Annotated in this window: 19 protein-coding genes and 2 pseudogenes; 13 read left to right on the forward strand and 8 right to left on the reverse strand. The window is 48.5% G+C overall.

What is annotated here, in order from left to right:
• Positions 1 to 192: 192 nt before the first annotated feature.
• Genes A8707_RS15920 through A8707_RS15930 form a run of 3 tightly spaced genes read right to left on the reverse strand, consistent with a single transcriptional unit; the run spans position 193 to position 2,384 of the window.
• Positions 193 to 1,014 carry a heavy metal-binding domain-containing protein gene (locus A8707_RS15920; protein ID WP_068818238.1) on the reverse strand — a complete coding sequence of 274 codons (822 nt, stop codon included), beginning with the start codon at positions 1,012 to 1,014 and terminating at the stop codon, positions 193 to 195.
• A gap of 5 nt (positions 1,015 to 1,019) precedes the next feature.
• Positions 1,020 to 1,979 carry a heavy metal-binding domain-containing protein gene (locus A8707_RS15925; protein ID WP_068818239.1) on the reverse strand — a complete coding sequence of 320 codons (960 nt, stop codon included), beginning with the start codon at positions 1,977 to 1,979 and terminating at the stop codon, positions 1,020 to 1,022.
• Positions 1,980 to 1,982: 3 nt separating this feature from the next.
• A complete protein-coding gene (locus tag A8707_RS15930; RefSeq protein WP_068818240.1) occupies positions 1,983 to 2,384 on the reverse strand; it encodes a hypothetical protein in 402 nt (133 codons plus the stop codon).
• A gap of 361 nt (positions 2,385 to 2,745) precedes the next feature.
• Between A8707_RS15930 and A8707_RS28250 the strand changes: the two genes are divergently transcribed.
• Positions 2,746 to 2,883, forward strand: a complete 138-nt coding sequence (locus tag A8707_RS28250) for a hypothetical protein (protein WP_156518632.1) — start codon at positions 2,746 to 2,748, stop codon at positions 2,881 to 2,883.
• Positions 2,884 to 2,957: 74 nt separating this feature from the next.
• Here the strand turns inward: A8707_RS28250 and A8707_RS15935 are convergent, their stop codons facing one another.
• Positions 2,958 to 4,832 (reverse strand): helicase-associated domain-containing protein, encoded by a 1,875-nt coding sequence (locus tag A8707_RS15935; RefSeq protein WP_068818241.1) that lies wholly within the window; start codon positions 4,830 to 4,832, stop codon positions 2,958 to 2,960.
• 705 nt (positions 4,833 to 5,537) lie between these two features.
• On the opposite strand from A8707_RS15935, the gene A8707_RS29125 reads away from it, so the two are divergent.
• Together A8707_RS29125 and A8707_RS29770 are read left to right on the forward strand one after the other, a co-directional pair.
• A complete protein-coding gene (locus A8707_RS29125) occupies positions 5,538 to 6,755 on the forward strand; it encodes an IS1634 family transposase (protein ID WP_068818242.1) in 1,218 nt (405 codons plus the stop codon).
• A complete protein-coding gene (locus A8707_RS29770; RefSeq protein ID WP_231948103.1) occupies positions 6,736 to 7,353 on the forward strand; it encodes an IS1634 family transposase in 618 nt (205 codons plus the stop codon). The genes A8707_RS29125 and A8707_RS29770 overlap by 20 nt, the downstream gene beginning before the upstream one ends.
• Positions 7,354 to 7,546: 193 nt before the next feature.
• Here A8707_RS29770 and A8707_RS15950 read toward each other — a convergent pair whose 3' ends face one another.
• Positions 7,547 to 8,359, reverse strand: a complete 813-nt coding sequence (locus A8707_RS15950) for a hypothetical protein (protein WP_068818243.1) — start codon at positions 8,357 to 8,359, stop codon at positions 7,547 to 7,549.
• Positions 8,360 to 8,425: 66 nt separating this feature from the next.
• Here A8707_RS15950 and A8707_RS15955 point away from each other — a divergent pair, with 66 nt between their 5' ends.
• From A8707_RS15955 to A8707_RS15985, 7 genes and pseudogenes are all read left to right on the forward strand, one after another.
• The gene (locus tag A8707_RS15955; protein ID WP_068818244.1) at positions 8,426 to 8,848 is read left to right on the forward strand and encodes a glutathione binding-like protein; all 423 of its coding nucleotides are present in this window, start codon (positions 8,426 to 8,428) and stop codon (positions 8,846 to 8,848) included.
• A 30-nt stretch (positions 8,849 to 8,878) separates the two neighbouring features.
• Positions 8,879 to 9,541, forward strand: coding sequence for a hypothetical protein (locus A8707_RS15960; protein ID WP_197484798.1), 663 nt, complete (start codon positions 8,879 to 8,881; stop codon positions 9,539 to 9,541).
• A 10-nt stretch (positions 9,542 to 9,551) separates the two neighbouring features.
• Positions 9,552 to 10,300 (forward strand): annotated as a pseudogene (locus tag A8707_RS27610) (IS5 family transposase).
• Between the two features lie 235 nt (positions 10,301 to 10,535).
• Positions 10,536 to 11,972: an NAD(P)/FAD-dependent oxidoreductase gene (locus tag A8707_RS15975; RefSeq protein ID WP_068818245.1), complete on the forward strand. Its 1,437-nt coding sequence runs from the start codon at positions 10,536 to 10,538 to the stop codon at positions 11,970 to 11,972.
• 192 nt (positions 11,973 to 12,164) lie between these two features.
• A complete protein-coding gene (locus tag A8707_RS29130) occupies positions 12,165 to 12,356 on the forward strand; it encodes an ATP-binding protein (protein ID WP_074382516.1) in 192 nt (63 codons plus the stop codon).
• 111 nt (positions 12,357 to 12,467) lie between these two features.
• Positions 12,468 to 12,962, forward strand: coding sequence for a DUF2231 domain-containing protein (locus tag A8707_RS15980; RefSeq protein WP_068818246.1), 495 nt, complete (start codon positions 12,468 to 12,470; stop codon positions 12,960 to 12,962).
• Entirely contained in the window at positions 12,962 to 13,546 is a 585-nt protein-coding gene (locus tag A8707_RS15985; RefSeq protein WP_068818247.1) for a DUF2231 domain-containing protein, read from the forward strand. The genes A8707_RS15980 and A8707_RS15985 overlap by 1 nt, the downstream gene beginning before the upstream one ends.
• Positions 13,547 to 13,943: 397 nt before the next feature.
• Here A8707_RS15985 and A8707_RS26940 read toward each other — a convergent pair whose 3' ends face one another.
• Positions 13,944 to 14,087 (reverse strand): G protein-coupled receptor family protein, encoded by a 144-nt coding sequence (locus tag A8707_RS26940; protein ID WP_231948104.1) that lies wholly within the window; start codon positions 14,085 to 14,087, stop codon positions 13,944 to 13,946.
• A gap of 42 nt (positions 14,088 to 14,129) precedes the next feature.
• Here A8707_RS26940 and A8707_RS30850 point away from each other — a divergent pair.
• The 3 genes and pseudogenes from A8707_RS30850 to A8707_RS16005 all read left to right on the forward strand — a co-directional run.
• Positions 14,130 to 14,360: pseudogene (locus tag A8707_RS30850) on the forward strand (IS4 family transposase); the annotation flags it as partial.
• A gap of 132 nt (positions 14,361 to 14,492) precedes the next feature.
• Positions 14,493 to 15,059: a PepSY domain-containing protein gene (locus tag A8707_RS16000; RefSeq protein ID WP_068818250.1), complete on the forward strand. Its 567-nt coding sequence runs from the start codon at positions 14,493 to 14,495 to the stop codon at positions 15,057 to 15,059.
• A gap of 99 nt (positions 15,060 to 15,158) precedes the next feature.
• Positions 15,159 to 15,920 carry a COG4705 family protein gene (locus A8707_RS16005; RefSeq protein WP_068818251.1) on the forward strand — a complete coding sequence of 254 codons (762 nt, stop codon included), beginning with the start codon at positions 15,159 to 15,161 and terminating at the stop codon, positions 15,918 to 15,920.
• Here A8707_RS16005 and A8707_RS16010 read toward each other — a convergent pair.
• Together A8707_RS16010 and A8707_RS16015 are read right to left on the reverse strand one after the other, a co-directional pair.
• Positions 15,917 to 16,165, reverse strand: coding sequence for a hypothetical protein (locus A8707_RS16010; RefSeq protein ID WP_068818252.1), 249 nt, complete (start codon positions 16,163 to 16,165; stop codon positions 15,917 to 15,919). The genes A8707_RS16005 and A8707_RS16010 overlap by 4 nt on opposite strands.
• A 121-nt stretch (positions 16,166 to 16,286) precedes the next feature.
• On the reverse strand, positions 16,287 to 17,075 hold the full coding sequence (locus tag A8707_RS16015) for an alpha/beta fold hydrolase (RefSeq protein ID WP_068818253.1): 789 nt from the start codon (positions 17,073 to 17,075) through the stop codon (positions 16,287 to 16,289).
• Between the last annotated feature and the right edge of the window lie 135 nt (positions 17,076 to 17,210).

Below are 17,210 nucleotides of genomic sequence, written 5' to 3' on the forward strand. Positions count from 1 at the left end.
AAACCTCATCAATCTTCGATGGCACTGCTCAAAATCCTGATTGGTTAGGCGAGGAGCCAGAGCGAATTCAGCAGTTAATGTCAGCGTAAAGCATGAGGGGATTGAGTTTAACTCAATTCCTGCAGGAACCTGGGCACTGTTGGCGGTCTGTCCTCAGCTTGCCCCTTTTGCCCTTTGTGTCGGCTCTAGCCCCTAATCATTCACGGATAGCATCAGCTGTGGGGTCGGGATGTGGTGATCCGCGCGAAGGGGGATGACCGCCGTCCCCACGGCAAAAAACTCAATCACATGGGCACCCCAGGAATAGCGCCCCTCATGCAATTGGACGCCCACAATGCCTTCTGCTTTCAAGTGGATCGCCTCTGCCTGCATCCGTTCCATCGCGAGTTCGCGGGCATCGTACAACCCCTGGGTGAAGTTAGTCATTTCCACATTTTTACCGATGTTCTTGAACCACTGCCCAAAGCCCTGGTAGGCGACATGGTAAACGCAATTGCCCATCACCATGCCAACGGGACGATAGCCCGCCCGGAGAAGCGTCCAGAAGTCTTGCCCGGAGAGGTCACTAGTGAACGGTTTGTTGTCCAGGGTGCGGTAGGAAAGGTCAGGGTTGCGGGCACGCACTGCCGTTCCGATCGCCACAAATTCTGCCATGTTCGGTTCCCATTCCATGTGTTTGGCCGTCAACCGCACGCCCACAATGCCATCGGCACCGAGAGCATCCGCTTCTTCCTCCATGCGGCTCATTGCCAGTTCGCGCGCATGGTACATGGCTTGAGAAAGGACGGTCATTTCCATGTTCTGGTTAATGCCTGCCCACTGATAGCCAATGTGATACATAGAGCAACCCACCACCATGCCCACTGGATCAAAGCCCGCTTCTTTGACCAACAAAAATTCATTGACGGTCAGGTCACTGGTAAACAGGCGATGGGCTTCATCTTTACCCCGCATCGCCAGCAGTCGTTCACGGGCATGGGCGGGAAGATCGGAGGGGAGGGAAGAGTTGGTCATTTTGCTTAGCGTGCTGGTGGTTTGCTGACTTCAAGTTGGGAGACTTTGCCTTGGGCAAGGTCGTAATAGAGCAAGGGAGTTTGACGATCGCCCGCTACAGGCTGCGGATCATGGATGATGGCGGTACCCATAGCCACAAAATGTGCCAGCAGGTCGTGATAGGTGGTTTTATTCAGTTCATATTCGATATCTTCGATACCCATGTCAATGTGCATGCCAACGGCACCTTCACCCCCATGTTGACGGATATCGGCGGTGAGACGCTCGGTTGCCAGGTAACGGGCTAGCTGAAACCCCTGCGTGTATGGGGTAATTTCCTGGTTCTGGCTGCTGCCTCTGCCCAAAAAGCCGCCTCTGGTCAGGTTGCGGGTGTTCCAATCCGTGTGGACGTAGTAGGAACAGATGCCCAGCACCAACCCTCTGGGGTAGTAGCCTGCCTGATGCAACTGCCAGAACTCCTGTCCACTCAAGTCGCTGGTGAAGGGGTGGGGGTCAGGGTCCCGGTTGGGGATGCGGATGGCCGTGCCGATCGCGGTAAATTCCACCGTTTGGGCACTCCAGTCATAGGCTCCCATTTGCAGCCGCACGCCAATCACGCCATGTGCACCCAGGAGCATGGCTTCCTGCTGGAGACGGGCGATCGCCAGTTCGCGGGCTGCCAACTGAGCCTGACTGAGGCTGGTGAGTTCTCCGGTAAAGGTGCGGTAGCTGTTGAAGTAGCCCCAAAAGCTGACTTTATAGAAAGCCGTTCCCATCACCAGCCCGAGCGGTTCATAGCCAGCTTCGCGGGTCAGCAGGTGTTCGTTGGAGGTGAGGTCGCTGGTAAAGAAGCGATCATCCCGCTGTCGTTGTTGCTCCAAGCGATGACGGGCACGGTAAGGAATTTGCCCCCGCTCTAGCGCTCTGTGGGTAGCTTCGTGCGCTTCTCGCCGACTTTTAGCCTCTGCCGATTCCCAAAACGCCATCGCTCAACCTCCCAGGACAAATTTATCTAACGCCTGTCGGGTTTGGGCACTGCGCTCTGCCAGTTGCGCCAGTTGTTGGGCGATTTCTGTAGTCCATTGGTCAACAGACAGTTCTGTCGTCTTCAGTACCACTCCCCGCACCACTTTCAAGCTTTTAGCGGTCACGGAACCATGCTGTTCGCGAGTGATCTGGTAATGGTAGTCATCAAACCGCACCAAAATTTCCTTGACTGGGTGGGTTTTGGTGAACAAACCACCCGATCTCGTCATGGTGGTTGCTTGCGGTAACGCTTGTGTCAATTTTTGGGACAGAAACTCCAGCAAATCGCTCGCTTCCTGACAATCCAGACGGAGGGCTGCTACTAAGACATCAACGTGCAAAGCGGGATCAAGGTCTTCAGTCATGCCAAACTTACCGGGTGACTCACTACCATTAAAGCACTGGGTTTTCCGACGGGTGGTATAGCGGGGAAAACCTTAATGTGTCTGTCAATCACTCGATTGAGACTTCACATCGTCGCCTGTGATCAAGCACAACGGTCTCAATCTGGACTAGGATCATGATTGGCGCACTGAATCGAATCTTCGGCTTTTGTTTGTGGCGTTAGCGTTCATCTTGGTCAATCTCTGGGTCTACTCAGATCTTGCGCCAATATCATCAACCCGATTTTCCGCCGTTAAGTAAGCTTCAAAACCCTGGTTTCTCGTCAAAAAAGTGGCTTGTTGAGAAAGGTGCAAGATCTGAGTCTATTTACTGTGGCATTTCGTGAGTTCTCCTAGACCCGGTGGGCGGCTTGTTTACCAGGCATTGCTGCCCCTCAAAACCCTGCTAGAGTTCTTGAGTCATGCGGTTGAACGACGATTTCCGGTCATCACAGCAATTTATCTCCCTGGCTCAGGCTGACTTTGCAATCTACTGACCTTATCCAAATTAGGCGCTTAATGACCTCACGTTACCCTTTTTGAGCGCGATTGTGCTCAGTTGAGACCAGGAAGGCTATAGCCTAACTTTTTCAACGCGTTGCGGAACTTGGTTTCGGTCTCAAGGGGCACGACTAGATAACAGGCTTGTCCAGCGGTAATGGCTTTTGGTTGATCTGCCAGAAAACAAAACGCTTTGGTGCGAGAGTCATTGGCAATCAAGTTTGCCAGTGCCGTATCGCTACAGCGGATCAGTCGGGCAGAACCCAGATCTTGCAAGCTGGTAGTGCGGGTCTGCAAGTCGGCAAGAAACTGGGCTACAGGTTGTGGTAGGGCTTCGCTACTACTGGCGATGAGGAACGTTCGCAGTTCATCCACACTTCGTCCTTGCGCGATCGCATCTAGCAACGTACCTGGATCTAATTGCCAGACAGCATCGGAACGGGGTTGCAAAAAATTATCAAGGAAAAGGCGATCGGCGCGAGTGAGTGGTTGCACCGCTACGATTTCAAGATTTGACAAAATGCGTAGAACTTGCTTTTGTGGCAGCGTTGCCGGAGTGTAGCGATCGCTCAAACCTAGAAAATATGTTCCCAACGACGTGAGCCGAAAATAGGTTAGACCATCATACCGACTGAGCGATCTGCCGTAATAGTAATCCAGATCCCTACCTTTTTGAAAATTGAACACGCCATCATCAGGATGGATATAGGCTACATCCATCAAGCCCAGAGTAGCGGCATATTCAAACAAAAAGCATAGAATATAGCGTGCTTCTAAAACTAGAAAACTGGCATCATAGAGCGATCCATACCCCTCCAACGTCAGGCTTTCAGGATTGCGGCTGACCTCAAATTCGTAACCCGCTGCGATTATGTAGCGAAAAAAGTCATTTAGAGCAATCCATCGCCCAGCAGGACAATCTTTGAGCGCTTCGACAATTTTACTGCGTCGCCCAGCAACAGCGGTCAAGCTACGTTTGCCTTTACCGGTTTGCCCTTTGATGCTGTCAATCCGTCGCAATTCATCCAGCAGTGTATTTTTCAGCCAGTGCTTCCAGATGGCTTGTAGCGTCTTTTCCGATGGCTCATTCAGGGCTTTCTGCCCTGCTTTTGTCAGGTTCAGCCGCTTGCCGCTCAATTCCACCAATTTGCCTGCCTGTAATAGCATCACCCAGGCAAAGGGCTTGATCGGTTCAATGGGATGATCGTATTTCCAGCCTCCAGGTGATTGGGTTTCTGTCCACTCGCTGTAATAGTCTCCTGCTTCCAACACATCTGCGATCGCCGTCAACGTCGCGCCTGTCGGATGAAAGGTCTTATCGCTGATCGCAACTTTGCCCAAATCAACCAACCGTAAAACAGTTTGCAGGTCTCGCCGTGCGATCGCCTCCGTCTCCTGCGACAGCAACGGTAATTCAATAGCACGGTCGATCTGTTTGCGATTACTGGGGTCGTATTCCCGCTCAGTGCGAGAAAGCGTGGTCGGTAGGCTTTCAATACTTTGAATCCGCGTTGGTTCTGGCGGCGGTACAAACGCCTTCAGCTGTGCCTTCAAATCCTGAGGCATCGTGTAACTATAGAAAAATAATGCCAGGAGCGAAGGTTTGTAACTGTAGGAATAGCGATCGCCCGTTCCCCATTTGGGTTTCTCACCATACTTGCTCACAAAACGTGCTTCCTGGTAGCGACCGTCGGCACCATACACAACTTCTGAGATTACGGCTTGCTGGAGGCGATCGCACTGTTGCCAAAGGCGTTTCAAGGATTCGCCCTGCAACTGCTGATGCACGTAGTCTACTAATTCAGCCTTGCGCGTTGGAATTTTTCCCGCTGGCAATAGATTTGCCAACACTTTCAACTGATCTACCGTTTGGTGGGTGAGTGCCTCCAAGACGGTGGGAATGCGATCGGGTTGGGCATAGTATGGCATAACGAGCGATTCCTTCAAACTGTTCAGTGGCTCTGTTTTCACACCTGCGTCGACTCATTGCTTCTGTGGTTTGTGCGCCTGTCAGTTTGTCTACTTTGACTCAAAGTGCACCCACGCGAAAGCTGGTTCCATTGCAAAAAGGTATAGGATTACTGAACCACTATGCACTTTCAGTGCATAGGTTCCCAAGGGCTGAAAGCCCAAGCTACACGTAGAAGCGTTGCCTTCGGTTAGGCGGAGCCACCAGAGCGCCCCGTGCGGGTTTGAGCATTTGTTCTAGCGGTCGCGAAGCCTGAGAATAGCTGTCGTCTAATAAGTAAGGGCATCCAACTCTATCAAACGTCGAGCTGGGTTTGATAGAGACAACCCCTTTCCTGTAGCGATTGAAGGACTGACAGAGAAGCGCCGATAAACGCCCGGTGACTAAAATACTTAGGGAATAGAAATGCGCTAATCCGTCCCAGTTTTCCCTAAGTCTCGAAATCCTGCTCCCTGTTTGGAAGCAGCGGTGTAGGTAGCTCCGCTACCTACACCGCGAAACTTAGGGAAAATTCTTCTCGTTTAACCGGGTAACTGTTCCCTAAGTAGACAACAACTGAAGCGACTGAAACACTTGTACCTTCAGCAATCTTCCCACTTAGGGAATACTTACTCACGGTTCGCCCATTTTTGAGTGAGGTGGTCACATTGGGCTAAAGTCTATCAATGAATAAGCCTGTAGCCGTTACGACTGAACGAGTTGATGATATCCCATTGCTCCTAGCACAGCTAAAACGAATGGGTGTTCAAGAACTGCTGGATGAGCACTTTCCGACGCATGGCAGTTGGCAAGGGCTGAGTTTAGGACAGGTTGCCGTAGTGTGGCTCAGTCACATTCTGTCGCAAGCCGACCATCGTCTCAATCAAGTTCAAGGCTGGGTAGAGCATCATCTTGAGACGGTTGGGGTGAGTTTAGGTCAAGACCTACGGGGACTGGATCTGAGTGATGATCGCTTAGAGAGTTTATTGAGATATCTGAGCAAAGATAGTTCCTGGAAAAGCTTTGAGGAAGCTTTAAGCCAGCGTCAATTACAAGTCTACGACCTCAGTCCCAAGCGAGTCCGTCTGGATAGCACATCAGTCAGTAGTTTTTGGAATGCCAATGAAGAAGGACTATTTCAACGAGGTCATAGCAAAGACCATCGACCTGACTTAGCTCAACTCAAACTGATGTTGGCAACCCTTGACCCATTAGGGTTACCGATTGCGAGTGAGATTGTAGCCGGAAACTGTGCCGATGATCCGTTGTATGAACCCGCAGTGCATCAGGTCAGAGCCACGATTGGGATCAGGGGACTGCTGTATGTCGGAGACTGCAAAATGAGCAGTTTGAGTACCAGACATTTAATTCACTCAGGGGGCGATTATTATTTATGCCCGCTGTCCAAAACGCAGGTCAGTCCAGAAGATTTACAGCAGTATCTATTACCCGTAAAGGAAGATCCGGTCAAACTGGAGGACGTGATCTATAACTATGCCGATGGAACAATGACGCTTATTGCTCAAGGGTTTGAGCAATTACATACTTGCAATTTCACAAAAGAAGGTGCCCCATCGACTTGGAAAGAACGACGCTTAGTCGTCTATTCCATCGCCCATGCCAAGGCGGAGAAAAAAGCTCTCCAAGCCCGTATCGACAAGACTCAAAAAGAGTTGGAAACTCTTAATCAACCTCGTCGAGGAAGGAAACTCTTTCCAGATCTCGATAGCTTTGTCCAAGGGGTTGAGAGGATTATCTCGAAGCACCGGGTTCAGTCTGTATTTCAATTGAAATTCCAAGAGCAAGTAGAGCAACAATCCCAACGCCGATATCGAGATAGATCTGCTCGGATGAATCAACAACTCCGCCGCAAGCGGACGGAGTATGAAACAGCCACTTCTTAGCACTTCTTACGCCCCAAGGGACGGGGAATCGACCCTTGATGAGATTGAAAAACGACGATTTCAAGTGGACTTTGCGCTAGACATGACTGCGGTTGAGCAGCAAATGCAGGGATTGGGGTGGCGAGTCTATGCCACCAATCATCCTCAAACAGAATTGTCTCTCTCTGAGGCGGTCATTGTCTATCGACAGGAGTACTTGATTGAGCGAGGATTTGGACGACTCAAAGGACAACCCCTCTCGCTGCGACCAATGTTTCTCCAACGTGAAGACCATATTAAAGGGTTGATTCGGTTGCTTACAATCGGGCTGAGATTACTGACGCTAGTCGAGTTCCAGGTACGGCGCGCGATTGCCCTTGAAAAGATTGAGATAGCTGGGTTGTATGCGGGTAATCCCAAGCGTTCAACAGCCCATCCCACCACCGAAAGACTCCTATCTAGTTTCAAAGAAATCACATTGGTTCTCATTCACGTTAAAGAAGAAGTCTATGCAGATCTAACTGTTCTAAGTCCCCTACAGCAGAGGATTTTGCAGTTAATGAACTTGCCAATGGAGATCTATTCTCGCCTTGAACCTCAATCTGACGACCCACCTTGAAAATAAGCGAACCGCAAGATTGCAGAACTAGAATTGCCCCGGAGCTACAGCGATGTTGCAACATTGGGGAATGGAAGCGAAGCTCTTTTCGATATCTTCGAGGGTATCGACTGCGGGTGGATACCGTTCCCGGTGGACTGGTTGAGATCGAAGCGTTACCAAATGAATGAGAGTTTGGTATTTACGATCGCAGCTATTTCGCGTATCCCGTCTCTTTCAAAAACTTCCGCAGACTGCCGAAAAACTCAGATCGATCGCTTCCCTGATAAACGTTTTCCACCCGTTTCCACCCGTCTTCTTGCTGACCCAACAGATACTTATCTGCAAGATACGCCGCTAGAACTCCCTTTGTCGCATCTCCTCCTGATGTCGATCGTTCTTGATAGGTTTGCCACAGTCGATACGCATCGCCATAAATTTGCTTCGGATATTGCCGCGTCACATCGACCATTGAACCATTCTCAAATCGCAGAATCATAACGGGAAAGGCTGAACCTGCATAACTTGTGAATGCGTAGGCGAAGCGATCATCGGCACTATAGAACTCCGTTTTGCCATTACCATCTAGATCCCGCAGTCGGTAGCCCAAGTTTCCCCAATTTGCGCGAGACTCAACGTATTGTTTTTGTTGCGGATTGTATTGATAGATCAATGAATACGTGCAGCAATGTGCGCCACCCGTAAAGATATCTGTGATCACTTCAGGATTGTTATCGCCGTTGAGATCTTGAACAGTTAGACCGCCACTGCCAGTAAAGAAAGCCAGCGGGCGATCGAATTCGGAAATTTTCAGCAGTTGATCAAAGATAGATCGTCTCGATCGTTGAATCTTCAGCCGTACATTTCTCGCTTGCGGAATTCCGTTTTCTAGAACTTTCTCGTACGACAGTTCAGCTTTCACATTTCCTTGCTGCGCTGTCGTTGTAAATTCTTCTGCCTGCGCGGGCGACACCGCAAACCCCAACATACCTAACCCAATTAAAGCGATCGTCTGTAAACTCATCATAAACACAAAATCTATTGCTGCAGTTAGCTACAGATCAAGAATTGGGAATTACGAACTCTTCTCGTTTTGTGCGAAATTTCCAGTAGTTCGAGAACGCTAGATGGACAGGTTTCAACAATTGCACAAATCACAGCCTGGTTGTCGTTCGCAGCGAAAGAACTGGCGATCGGGTTGGCAGCGGCGAGAGTACGTCATCTTTTGGGAGGACAAGGAATTAACTTTGTCACCCGCCTCAACATTGAGATTGACAGAGCCACTGCTCAAGCTGAGAAATCTTTAGAAGTTCTTAATCACTATCTTTCTGCTCACCAGTGGCTCGTAGGAGATGCTCCAACGATCGCGGATATTGCTTGCTTTCCAGTGGTTGAGTTTGCCCACGAAGGGAAGATCAGCCTGAGTCCCTATTCGCATGTGCAAACCTGGGTTGATCACGTGAAACAACTACCAGGCTATGTTCCGATGAAAGAACTGGCGGCACCTTCAGCTTAATCTGTTCCTCTTGAATGGAGAGAAAGCATCATGACACTCTCAGGTTGGACTCGCACCGAATCTCCTTTTCATGCAGGCGAATTGGCAATTCAAGCCCGACTAGGAGTTCAAGAACAGAGCGATAAGCAAGGACGGCGAGTGATTCGGGAGTTTCTTCCCGGTCAACGTCGACAGTTTTTTGCCCAATTACCTTACGTCCTTGTGGGAACAGTCGATGCGTCAGGTAATCCCTGGGCTTCTATTTTGGTTGGAAATCCTGGATTTCTCTCTACTCCTGACGCTCGCACCCTGGAAGTTGTCGCGAAACCTTTGTTTGGTGATCCTTTGTTAACCACTCTCGCAGATGGGATTGATATTGGGTTGCTAGGCATCGAATTACAGACTCGTCGGCGCAACCGGATAAACGAGGTTGTGATCGCAGCTCGGAGTGATCGCTTTGAGGTACAGGTAGAACAATGCTTTGGTAATTGTCCCCAGTATATTCAAATCCGTCAGTCTGAATTTACTGAGTTCGACCCGGCAAGTCCCAAGTCTGTACATCGGATAGAACGCTTGGGGAAACAGGAGCAGTCTGTGATCACAACTTCTGACACATTCTTTATTGCGACTGCTTATCAAGCAGAATTAGCCGGATCTGCTAGGGCGTGTCATCAATTAGCTAAACTGGGAATAGCCATGCTTGAGAAGAACTGACGGAACTACCATGACGACTCGACGTTACGCGCTCAGAGATGACCAGTGGGAGCGGATTAAGGACTTACTGCCCGGGCGCGACGGGTATGTAGGAGTGACAGCGAAAGACAATCGGTTGTTTATCGAAGCGGTGCTGTACCGCTATCGAGCAGGCATCCCGTGGCGAGACCTGCCAGAGCGATTTGGGGATTTCCGGGTCGTTCACACCCGCTTCAGCCGTTGGTTAAAGACTGGAGTATGGGAGCGAATGTTTCAGCACTTGGCAGAGGACGCGGATAATGAATACGCGATGATTGACTCCACAATTGTACGCGCCCACCAACACAGTGCGGGGGCAAAGGGGGGGAGCCAGACTCAGAAGCGATGGGTCGCAGTAAAGGGGGATTGAGTACCAAGATTCATGCGGTCGTGGATGCGCTGGACAACCCTATCCGCTTTCATCTGACTCCTGGACAAGCCAGTGACCTAGAAGGAGCCGATGAACCCCTGCCCGACCTCGCTGCCAATACAGTGCTTGCGGATAAAGGCTACGATGCTGACGAACGGGTGATTGAGCCGCTTCAGGCACAGAGGAAGACGGTAGTGATTCCGCCTCGACGCAACCGTAAGCATCTGCGAGAGTATAACCAGGAGTTGTACAAAGCCCGCCATCTCATTGAGAACTTCTTTGCCAAACTCAAGCAATATCGAGCCATCGCCACCCGCTACGATAAGCGAGCCAGGAACTTTTTGGGTGCTTTTATCTCGCTGCTTCCGTAGTCTGGCTCAACTGATGACACGCTCTAGAGATGAGAGATTAGCGATTTTTAGTAGCCAGATCTTTCTCATACAGAAGAGAGATGAATTTGGGCTTACTCTGGTTTACCATGAAATTAAACCAATTGATCCCAAGCCAGTAAAAGCAATTTTCCTTCGGAGGTCGCTTAACAATTGCTCAAGGCAGAGCTTCCTGTTTTCCTTCACTGCCAACTGTCTAACTGTTCAAAGGTGTACTATGGCAACTCCTATTTACCAAGCTGTAATTCTGGGTGGTGGTTTTACAGGTCTGTTCGCGGCTCTGCATCTTAGCCATCAGCATTATCCACGCTCCGTCATTTTGATTGATCAAAACGATCGCTTCTGTTTCAAACCACTGCTATATGAATACTTCAGTGGTGAAATGGATGCAGGACAGGTCATGCCCAGGTACGAAGAGCTACTACAACGTAGTGGAGTAATCTTTGTACAGGGAAGTGTGGAGTCGATCGATTTGCAGCAACGGCAGATCCAACTGGTAGGTGGCGACTGCTATGGGTACAGCAATCTGGTTCTCGGCTTAGGAAGTGTGACCGGATATTTTAGTGTAGAAGGGGCGAAGGAGAATGCTCTGCCTTTTCGGACACAGGACGATGCGATCGCCATTGATCGGCATCTGCGAGATCGGCTGCAACGAGCAATTCAGCTACAAGATTCAGATCTGCGTCGTCGCTTGTTAACCACCATCGTGGTGGGAGGAGGACCGTCTGGGGTTGAGATGGCGGCAACTTTAGCAGATTTTCTGCCGCAGTGGTATGCCGAATTGGGGGGGGATGTAGAAGAAGTCCGAGTGCTGCTGGTGAACCACGGAGAACTGCTCGAAGGGGATGTTAATAGCCAACTGCGGACAACAGCAGAGCAAGCGTTGCAAGAACGTGCTGTCCTTGTAGAGGTGATCATTGGAGCTAAAGTAACGGCTATTCATCTCGATCGCTTGGAGTATCAGCGCAATGACAAAACAGAAACTCTAGATGCTGGAACGATCATTTGGACAACGGGAACGACTACCCATCCACTCATCAAGTCGTTGCCCATTCCAGATGAACATCGAGACAAACATGGGCGGTTGAGCGTCACCCCAACACTACAATTGCCTGATTTTCCAGAGGTTTTTGCAGGTGGGGATTGCGCGATGGATTTGCAGCCAAAATCAGGAAGTGGCGATGCCTATGAGCCAGCGGAAAGCCAGTCGGATCAAACGACTAGTGCCGAAAACCATCATCCCAATCCAAAGCCCTTACCGCCAACGGCACAGGTCGCCTATCAGCAGGGAGCAGCGATCGCCTATAACTTGTGCGCCTCAGCGTTGGGATATGCCTTGAAGCCTGCCAGAGTCAATTTGCGCGGAACCTTACTCAAGCTGGGATTGAACAACAGTGCTGCCAATATTTTTGACACGATTGAAGTCACAGGAGAAGTAGGACATCTGATTCGCCAAGGTACATATTTAGAGCTATTGCCGACACCAATTCATAACTTCAAAGCCACAACAGAATGGCTGAAGGATGAAGTGGTCGAACGCTACCAAACTAATAGCGTGAAGCAAGTTGTCAAAACGGCTGGGATAGTCGGAGGTGTGGTGATGGGAGCCGCGATCGCCCGACGCATTGCCCGATCCCTATCGGACGATCGTTAAAACACAGTTATGCTTCAGGCACTAAACAAGACATTTTTGTAGCGATGCGGTTGATCTGAGGAGGTTTCTGACGAAGAAGTTACCAATCTTGGAAAGCCCCAATTCTGGGGGACTTTGACTTTCAGAACCCTCATGGGAGATAGATAGTTAAATTCATTAAAGGAAATCTCCTTAGTTGAAGGTGAATCTGATTTGGGGATTGCTGCGAAGCAAGTCCTGTCTCATCAAGCCTATATTGTAAATTGGTTTCTGGATGGCAATCAAGCATGGAGTTATCAGGCGATCGCGCAAAGGCATCAGGGTAGCATTCACGTTCACAGCCAGCTTGGAAAAGGCAGTACTTTTATAGTGCGGCTTCCTCTAAATCATGAGGTGTCTGCCTAAAGAGATAGATATTTTTCATGCTGACTTCACTATTCTGTTGAATGAATGATAAATAGCTGTTTTTCGTAAGGAACACGAATCTCATCTAACAAAATCTTTATAAATAAACCAATGTTTCATTTATCGCTTAATCAGCAGGGGCTTCCTTATCCTGATCCGCTTCACCCCATCATCGTTCACTTTGTGATTGCGATGGTATTTTTCTCGTTTATTTGTGATGTATCGGGTTACTTTACTCACCGACCTCGTTTGTTTGAAGTTAGTCTCTGGAACTTAATTGTCGCTGCAATTTCGATTTTTCTCGCAGTCATATTTGGTCAATTTGAAGCAGGTCTAGCACAGCCTCAAGCAGCCGCTCAATCAACACTCAGTTTGCATACCATCATGGGTTGGTCTTTGGCTGCTTTTTTAGTTGCAATCACTGCTTGGCGTTTTGTCATGCGCCATCAAAATCCCTTGAAAGTTTCTCCGATTTATTTAGGAGTTACCACTCTTTTAACTTGTTTAGTATTTTTTCAAATGATGCTGGGAAGTCAACTCGTTTGGGTCTACGGTCTGCATGTAGAACCTGTGGTAGAAGCAACTGAACAAGGGCTTTTGAAATAATGATATTACTGATGGATTTACCCGGATTAAAGCTAGGAGCAAATGGACTGCCTTACCCGATTCCTATTCATCCTCAGCTTGTTCACCTGACCTTAGGGCTGGTCATCATCGCCATCCTGTTTGACATTGCTGGAACGCTGTTTCCACTGGGAAAACCCATTTTTAAGTTTTTAGCACTTCCCGCCATTCGTGCAGGTTTTTATGAGGTTGGTTGGTACAACCTGGTAGGGGCGACAGTTATCACGTTTTTTACCATTGCGGCTGGCTTTTTTGAGCTGATGTTAGCGACTCCACCAACCAATCAAGTCAGCAATTGGGGTTTAGATGCCAAGTCAACGCTGTTGCTGCATGGATTGGGAGGCATTTTATTGCTGGCGGTGATCGTTGGAATGGCGGCCTGGCGGGGATTACAGCGCTACCGCTGGCGTAAAGATCGTCCTAGAGAGGTGCAATGGAGTTATTTACTGGTGGGCGTTGTTCTGCTAGGAGCGCTCTACCTGCATGGCACGCTGGGGGCACAATTGGGCGATGAATTTGGTATTCACAATACGACAGTTCATATATTGAGACATGGGAATGGTTAATATAACGTCCTGACCGAAGAATACTACGAACCGTTTGAAGAGCTGATATTAGCATTATCAAGGTCACATTGAAATAATCAATTTTAGTGCGCTCATAGCCGATTAGTCCTTTACCTGCTTCAACCGCCTCGCAGTCTCCTTCCAACATTCAAAATGATCCCACTGTTGATCATGGTGGACAATTGATTATCTACGTTGGGCTTTCTCTACTTGTTGTCAGTATCACAGCGATCGTCGGGTTGAACATGCTCTCATCACTGCATCAGCTTTAAGTTTGTGCTTAGTATCGTTGGTTGCTTTCGCAAGATGATGATAGTTGGGATGTTGAAGTCACTCCAACATTTTTCTATTCACGATGGTTAGATTAATGATGAGAAGTAGGTTCATCCATATAAGCCTAGACTGCTTCAAGGATGCGATCGCTGTTACTTGCTTGAGCCAGTACATCCTGACTTGCAGACGTGAGAATGAAACCGAACCCAACTTTAGCGCATAGATCGAGAATCGCGTAGCAGGCAGTTTCAGCTTCAACACTGAGCACTCGGAATCCTTCTGCACCCAAAATCCAGACGATCGGATAGCAAAACCACAGGGTTTTTGCCTAGAGTCCATGCATCTCAAAGACCGAGACCGATTGAGGAAGCTCATCGCACTCCTGACCTTAACGTTCTGTTGGGCACATCGCCTTGGGCAGTGGTGTGTGGAACATCAGCCCCTCAAAATTAAAAAGCATGGATGCAAAGCCAGAAGTATTTTTCGCACTGGCTTTGATGTTCTCCGGCAGATTTTCCTGAATCTGCACAGCCAAAACTAGCAGTATCGACAAGCCCTAAATCTTTTGTCCTGGATTTAGAGGTGAGTCATACCTTTTTTCATATCTTTCCAAGTTCTTGACTTTCAGTGCCTACAGTGAAATAGCAAACCAATCTTAGGTAGATTTGACTCAATGAAAACTTCAACAAAACTCATTTTGACTCTTGTTGCGATCGGTACACTCGGACTTGGTGGTTTAGCCAAGCTGGTCAACGCTGCTCAAACTCAATCTCCGGTTGCCGTTATGCCCGCTGCTCAAGTGACCGAAAAAAGTGATGGAGATGGTGAAGCCAACCCTGCGACAGAAGTACCAGAAAACGCTTCTGTCTCTCAGCTTAAAGCCAGCAATCCGAAGGCGGAAAAGAGCGATGGAGACGGTGAAACCAATGATGATGCAAAGGGAACCCAGGAAGCTCAAACGCTGCAATCCTTTGCTAAAATCACGCCTCAACAAGCTCAGCGATCGGCGGAAACGGCTGCAAAAGGAACTGCCAGCAGTATGAAACTGGAAAATGAAAACGGTAGTTTAGTTTATGCTGTTGCGATCGGGCAGAACGAAGTCATTGTGGATGCAGGCAATGGTACTGTCCTCGGTACAAGCACTCCAAACAGTGAGAGTGACGAGAAGACGCAACCCCGCAGCAGCGTTCAAGTTCCTCAATCGGCAGGTGATGGAGATGGCGAAACCAATGATGGTTAGTCTGATTTAGTTCTAGTCTTGAAGGCTTCTAGTAAGACCATCTAGGAGCCTTCAACAGTTAACCGATTCTATTTGTAGAACATCATTGGAGCATCGATCATGAATAAACCGTTAAATAGGGTTCCAGAAATTACGATTTATTTTTGGATCATCAAAGTTCTAGCAACTACAGTGGGCGAAACCGCAGCAGACTTTTTATCCACTACATTAGGGTTTGGGTTAGCGACGACTTCGTATATCATGAGCGGCGTATTACTGATAGTACTACTCAATCAGTTTCGGCTAAAACGCTATGTTCCAGTCAGCTACTGGTTTGCGGTTGTGCTTGCTAGCATTGTGGGTACGCTGATCACGGACAGACTCGTGGATAAGCTTGGGGTGAGTTTAGTTACAACAAATATCATTTTTGGGGTTTCCTTAGCGATCGTTTTCGCTATCTGGTATGCCAATGAAAAGACTTTAGCAATGCACTCGATTCACACGGCAAAGCGAGAACTGTTCTACTGGATTGCGATTTTACTGGCGTTTGCATTAGGAACGGCGACCGGAGACTATCTCGCAGAGGCGTTGAACTTGGGCTATTTTCAAGCTTTACTGCTATTTGGGGCTGCGATCTCGCTGACAGCGATCAGCTACTATTACTTGAGACTGAATGAAGTTCTAGCCTTTTGGATTGCCTACATTTTGACTCGTCCTTTAGGAGCATCACTAGGCGATTTGCTGACGCAACCTCGGTCAAATGGCGGGTTTGGTTATGGTGCAACAAACACTAGCATCCTCTTCTTCTGTGTTATTTCAAGCTTAGTGATCTACTTGAGCCTAAAGCAAAAGCGGGCTAAAGCAAGCGTTTCTGACATTTAATGATGAGCATGATGACTACGCTGTTCATGCTTTTTGGTAGGATGATTCATCATCCGCAGTACATCAGGTTCTCCTGTCTTGACAAAGTGAGTCACGAGGATAACAGCCAGAACCAAGAAAACGATGCTGAGAATCGTTGTGTAGTTAAAACTAATGCCTGCATCTAAAACTTGAGCATTGCGATCGCTGGGCACCAGATGTAATAGCTGAAGCAACAGTTCAATGATGAATGCCGCGCCTGCCATTGCTGCTCAAAAGGTCGCCAGCATAAAGACACTCATTTTGCCTGCGGTACGAGCTTTGGCTTCAGAAAAGCGCGAAAGAGCAGCACCAGTAAGAAGATCATCAAGGGACCCCCGACGAACCCTACCAGCGTAAAAAGTTGGCGGCTTGCAAAATCGCCACTAGATCCACATCCTTTTCGACTAGACAGGCATGACCGCTATGGGGCAAGGTAAAAACCTGTGTATTAGGGAAGACTTTAGCGAGTCGATATGCTTCATTCACTGAAGGCAAAAGATGATCGTTTTGACTACCGATTACCAACACTGGCTGAGTAATTTTCTGTAGCTTTATTTCATCAGTTTTGAACGTTCTGAGCAACTCTAAGCGCTGTTCTGCGGTTCGCTTGGGAGCATCTTGGGTTGCTTTGATTAGAGCATTACGAGCTTTTGGAGATAACCGCGTGATTTGAGCCAGAAAAGGCAACGCCAGTATTGAGGAAAAATCGTAAAAAAATTGAGGTGTCCAGGAAAGCAGAAACGAACCGAGATTCAGCAACGGAACGCGGTGAAACGAAGAAGCTGAATTGATTAAAATAATGCGATCGTACAGTTCAGGAGCTTGTGTCAGTGCGGTGAGTGCCACACAAGTTCCAAACGATTCGCCACAGAGGTAAACCGATCGTGGTGCTTTCTCAAGTTCAGCTTTGGTTAAGGCAATCAATTGTTGTGCAAGTGAGTCCCAGCTATCGAGAGCATCGGCAGGAATGACGAAGCAACGGACATCAAATACAGCCTCCAGTCCAGCCGTTTGAAGTGTCATCAACTCTTTTCCAGTTTCGTCCATCCCTGGTAGAAATACAAACAGTGGTCGGTTTGAATCGGACTGGAAAGGACTAAAAAAGTAAGGTTTACAAGATGTGAAATGAGTCATGTTCTAAAGTCGGATCGCTCCGATAGAGCAAGCATTGCTGAATTGCAATAAGAATCAAACAAGACTCCAAAGCTTTCTAAAGTCAGGCTTGATCGCAAAGGCACGACGGCAGTTTGATTATGAAGCTATTTATTG

The organism is Phormidesmis priestleyi BC1401 (assembly GCF_001650195.1).
Taxonomy (GTDB): domain Bacteria; phylum Cyanobacteriota; class Cyanobacteriia; order Leptolyngbyales; family Leptolyngbyaceae; genus Phormidesmis_A; species Phormidesmis_A priestleyi_B.

What these genes read in the sequence shown, in the direction of transcription:
- A8707_RS29125 (WP_068818242.1), top strand. Translation starts at nt 5,538, where the DNA reads ATGAATAAGCCTGTAGCCGTTACGACTGAACGAGTTGATGATATCCCA.
- A8707_RS15960 (WP_197484798.1), top strand. Translation starts at nt 8,879, where the DNA reads ATGACACTCTCAGGTTGGACTCGCACCGAATCTCCTTTTCATGCAGGC.
- A8707_RS16015 (WP_068818253.1), bottom strand. Translation starts at nt 17,075, where the DNA reads ATGACTCATTTCACATCTTGTAAACCTTACTTTTTTAGTCCTTTCCAG.
- A8707_RS15935 (WP_068818241.1), bottom strand. Translation starts at nt 4,832, where the DNA reads ATGCCATACTATGCCCAACCCGATCGCATTCCCACCGTCTTGGAGGCA.
- A8707_RS16010 (WP_068818252.1), bottom strand. Translation starts at nt 16,165, where the DNA reads ATGGCAGGCGCGGCATTCATCATTGAACTGTTGCTTCAGCTATTACAT.
- A8707_RS16005 (WP_068818251.1), top strand. Translation starts at nt 15,159, where the DNA reads ATGAATAAACCGTTAAATAGGGTTCCAGAAATTACGATTTATTTTTGG.
- A8707_RS15920 (WP_068818238.1), bottom strand. Translation starts at nt 1,014, where the DNA reads ATGACCAACTCTTCCCTCCCCTCCGATCTTCCCGCCCATGCCCGTGAA.
- A8707_RS29770 (WP_231948103.1), top strand. Translation starts at nt 6,736, where the DNA reads ATGAAACAGCCACTTCTTAGCACTTCTTACGCCCCAAGGGACGGGGAA.
- A8707_RS15985 (WP_068818247.1), top strand. Translation starts at nt 12,962, where the DNA reads ATGATATTACTGATGGATTTACCCGGATTAAAGCTAGGAGCAAATGGA.
- A8707_RS15980 (WP_068818246.1), top strand. Translation starts at nt 12,468, where the DNA reads ATGTTTCATTTATCGCTTAATCAGCAGGGGCTTCCTTATCCTGATCCG.
- A8707_RS15950 (WP_068818243.1), bottom strand. Translation starts at nt 8,359, where the DNA reads ATGATGAGTTTACAGACGATCGCTTTAATTGGGTTAGGTATGTTGGGG.
- A8707_RS15975 (WP_068818245.1), top strand. Translation starts at nt 10,536, where the DNA reads ATGGCAACTCCTATTTACCAAGCTGTAATTCTGGGTGGTGGTTTTACA.
- A8707_RS16000 (WP_068818250.1), top strand. Translation starts at nt 14,493, where the DNA reads ATGAAAACTTCAACAAAACTCATTTTGACTCTTGTTGCGATCGGTACA.
- A8707_RS15930 (WP_068818240.1), bottom strand. Translation starts at nt 2,384, where the DNA reads ATGACTGAAGACCTTGATCCCGCTTTGCACGTTGATGTCTTAGTAGCA.
- A8707_RS15925 (WP_068818239.1), bottom strand. Translation starts at nt 1,979, where the DNA reads ATGGCGTTTTGGGAATCGGCAGAGGCTAAAAGTCGGCGAGAAGCGCAC.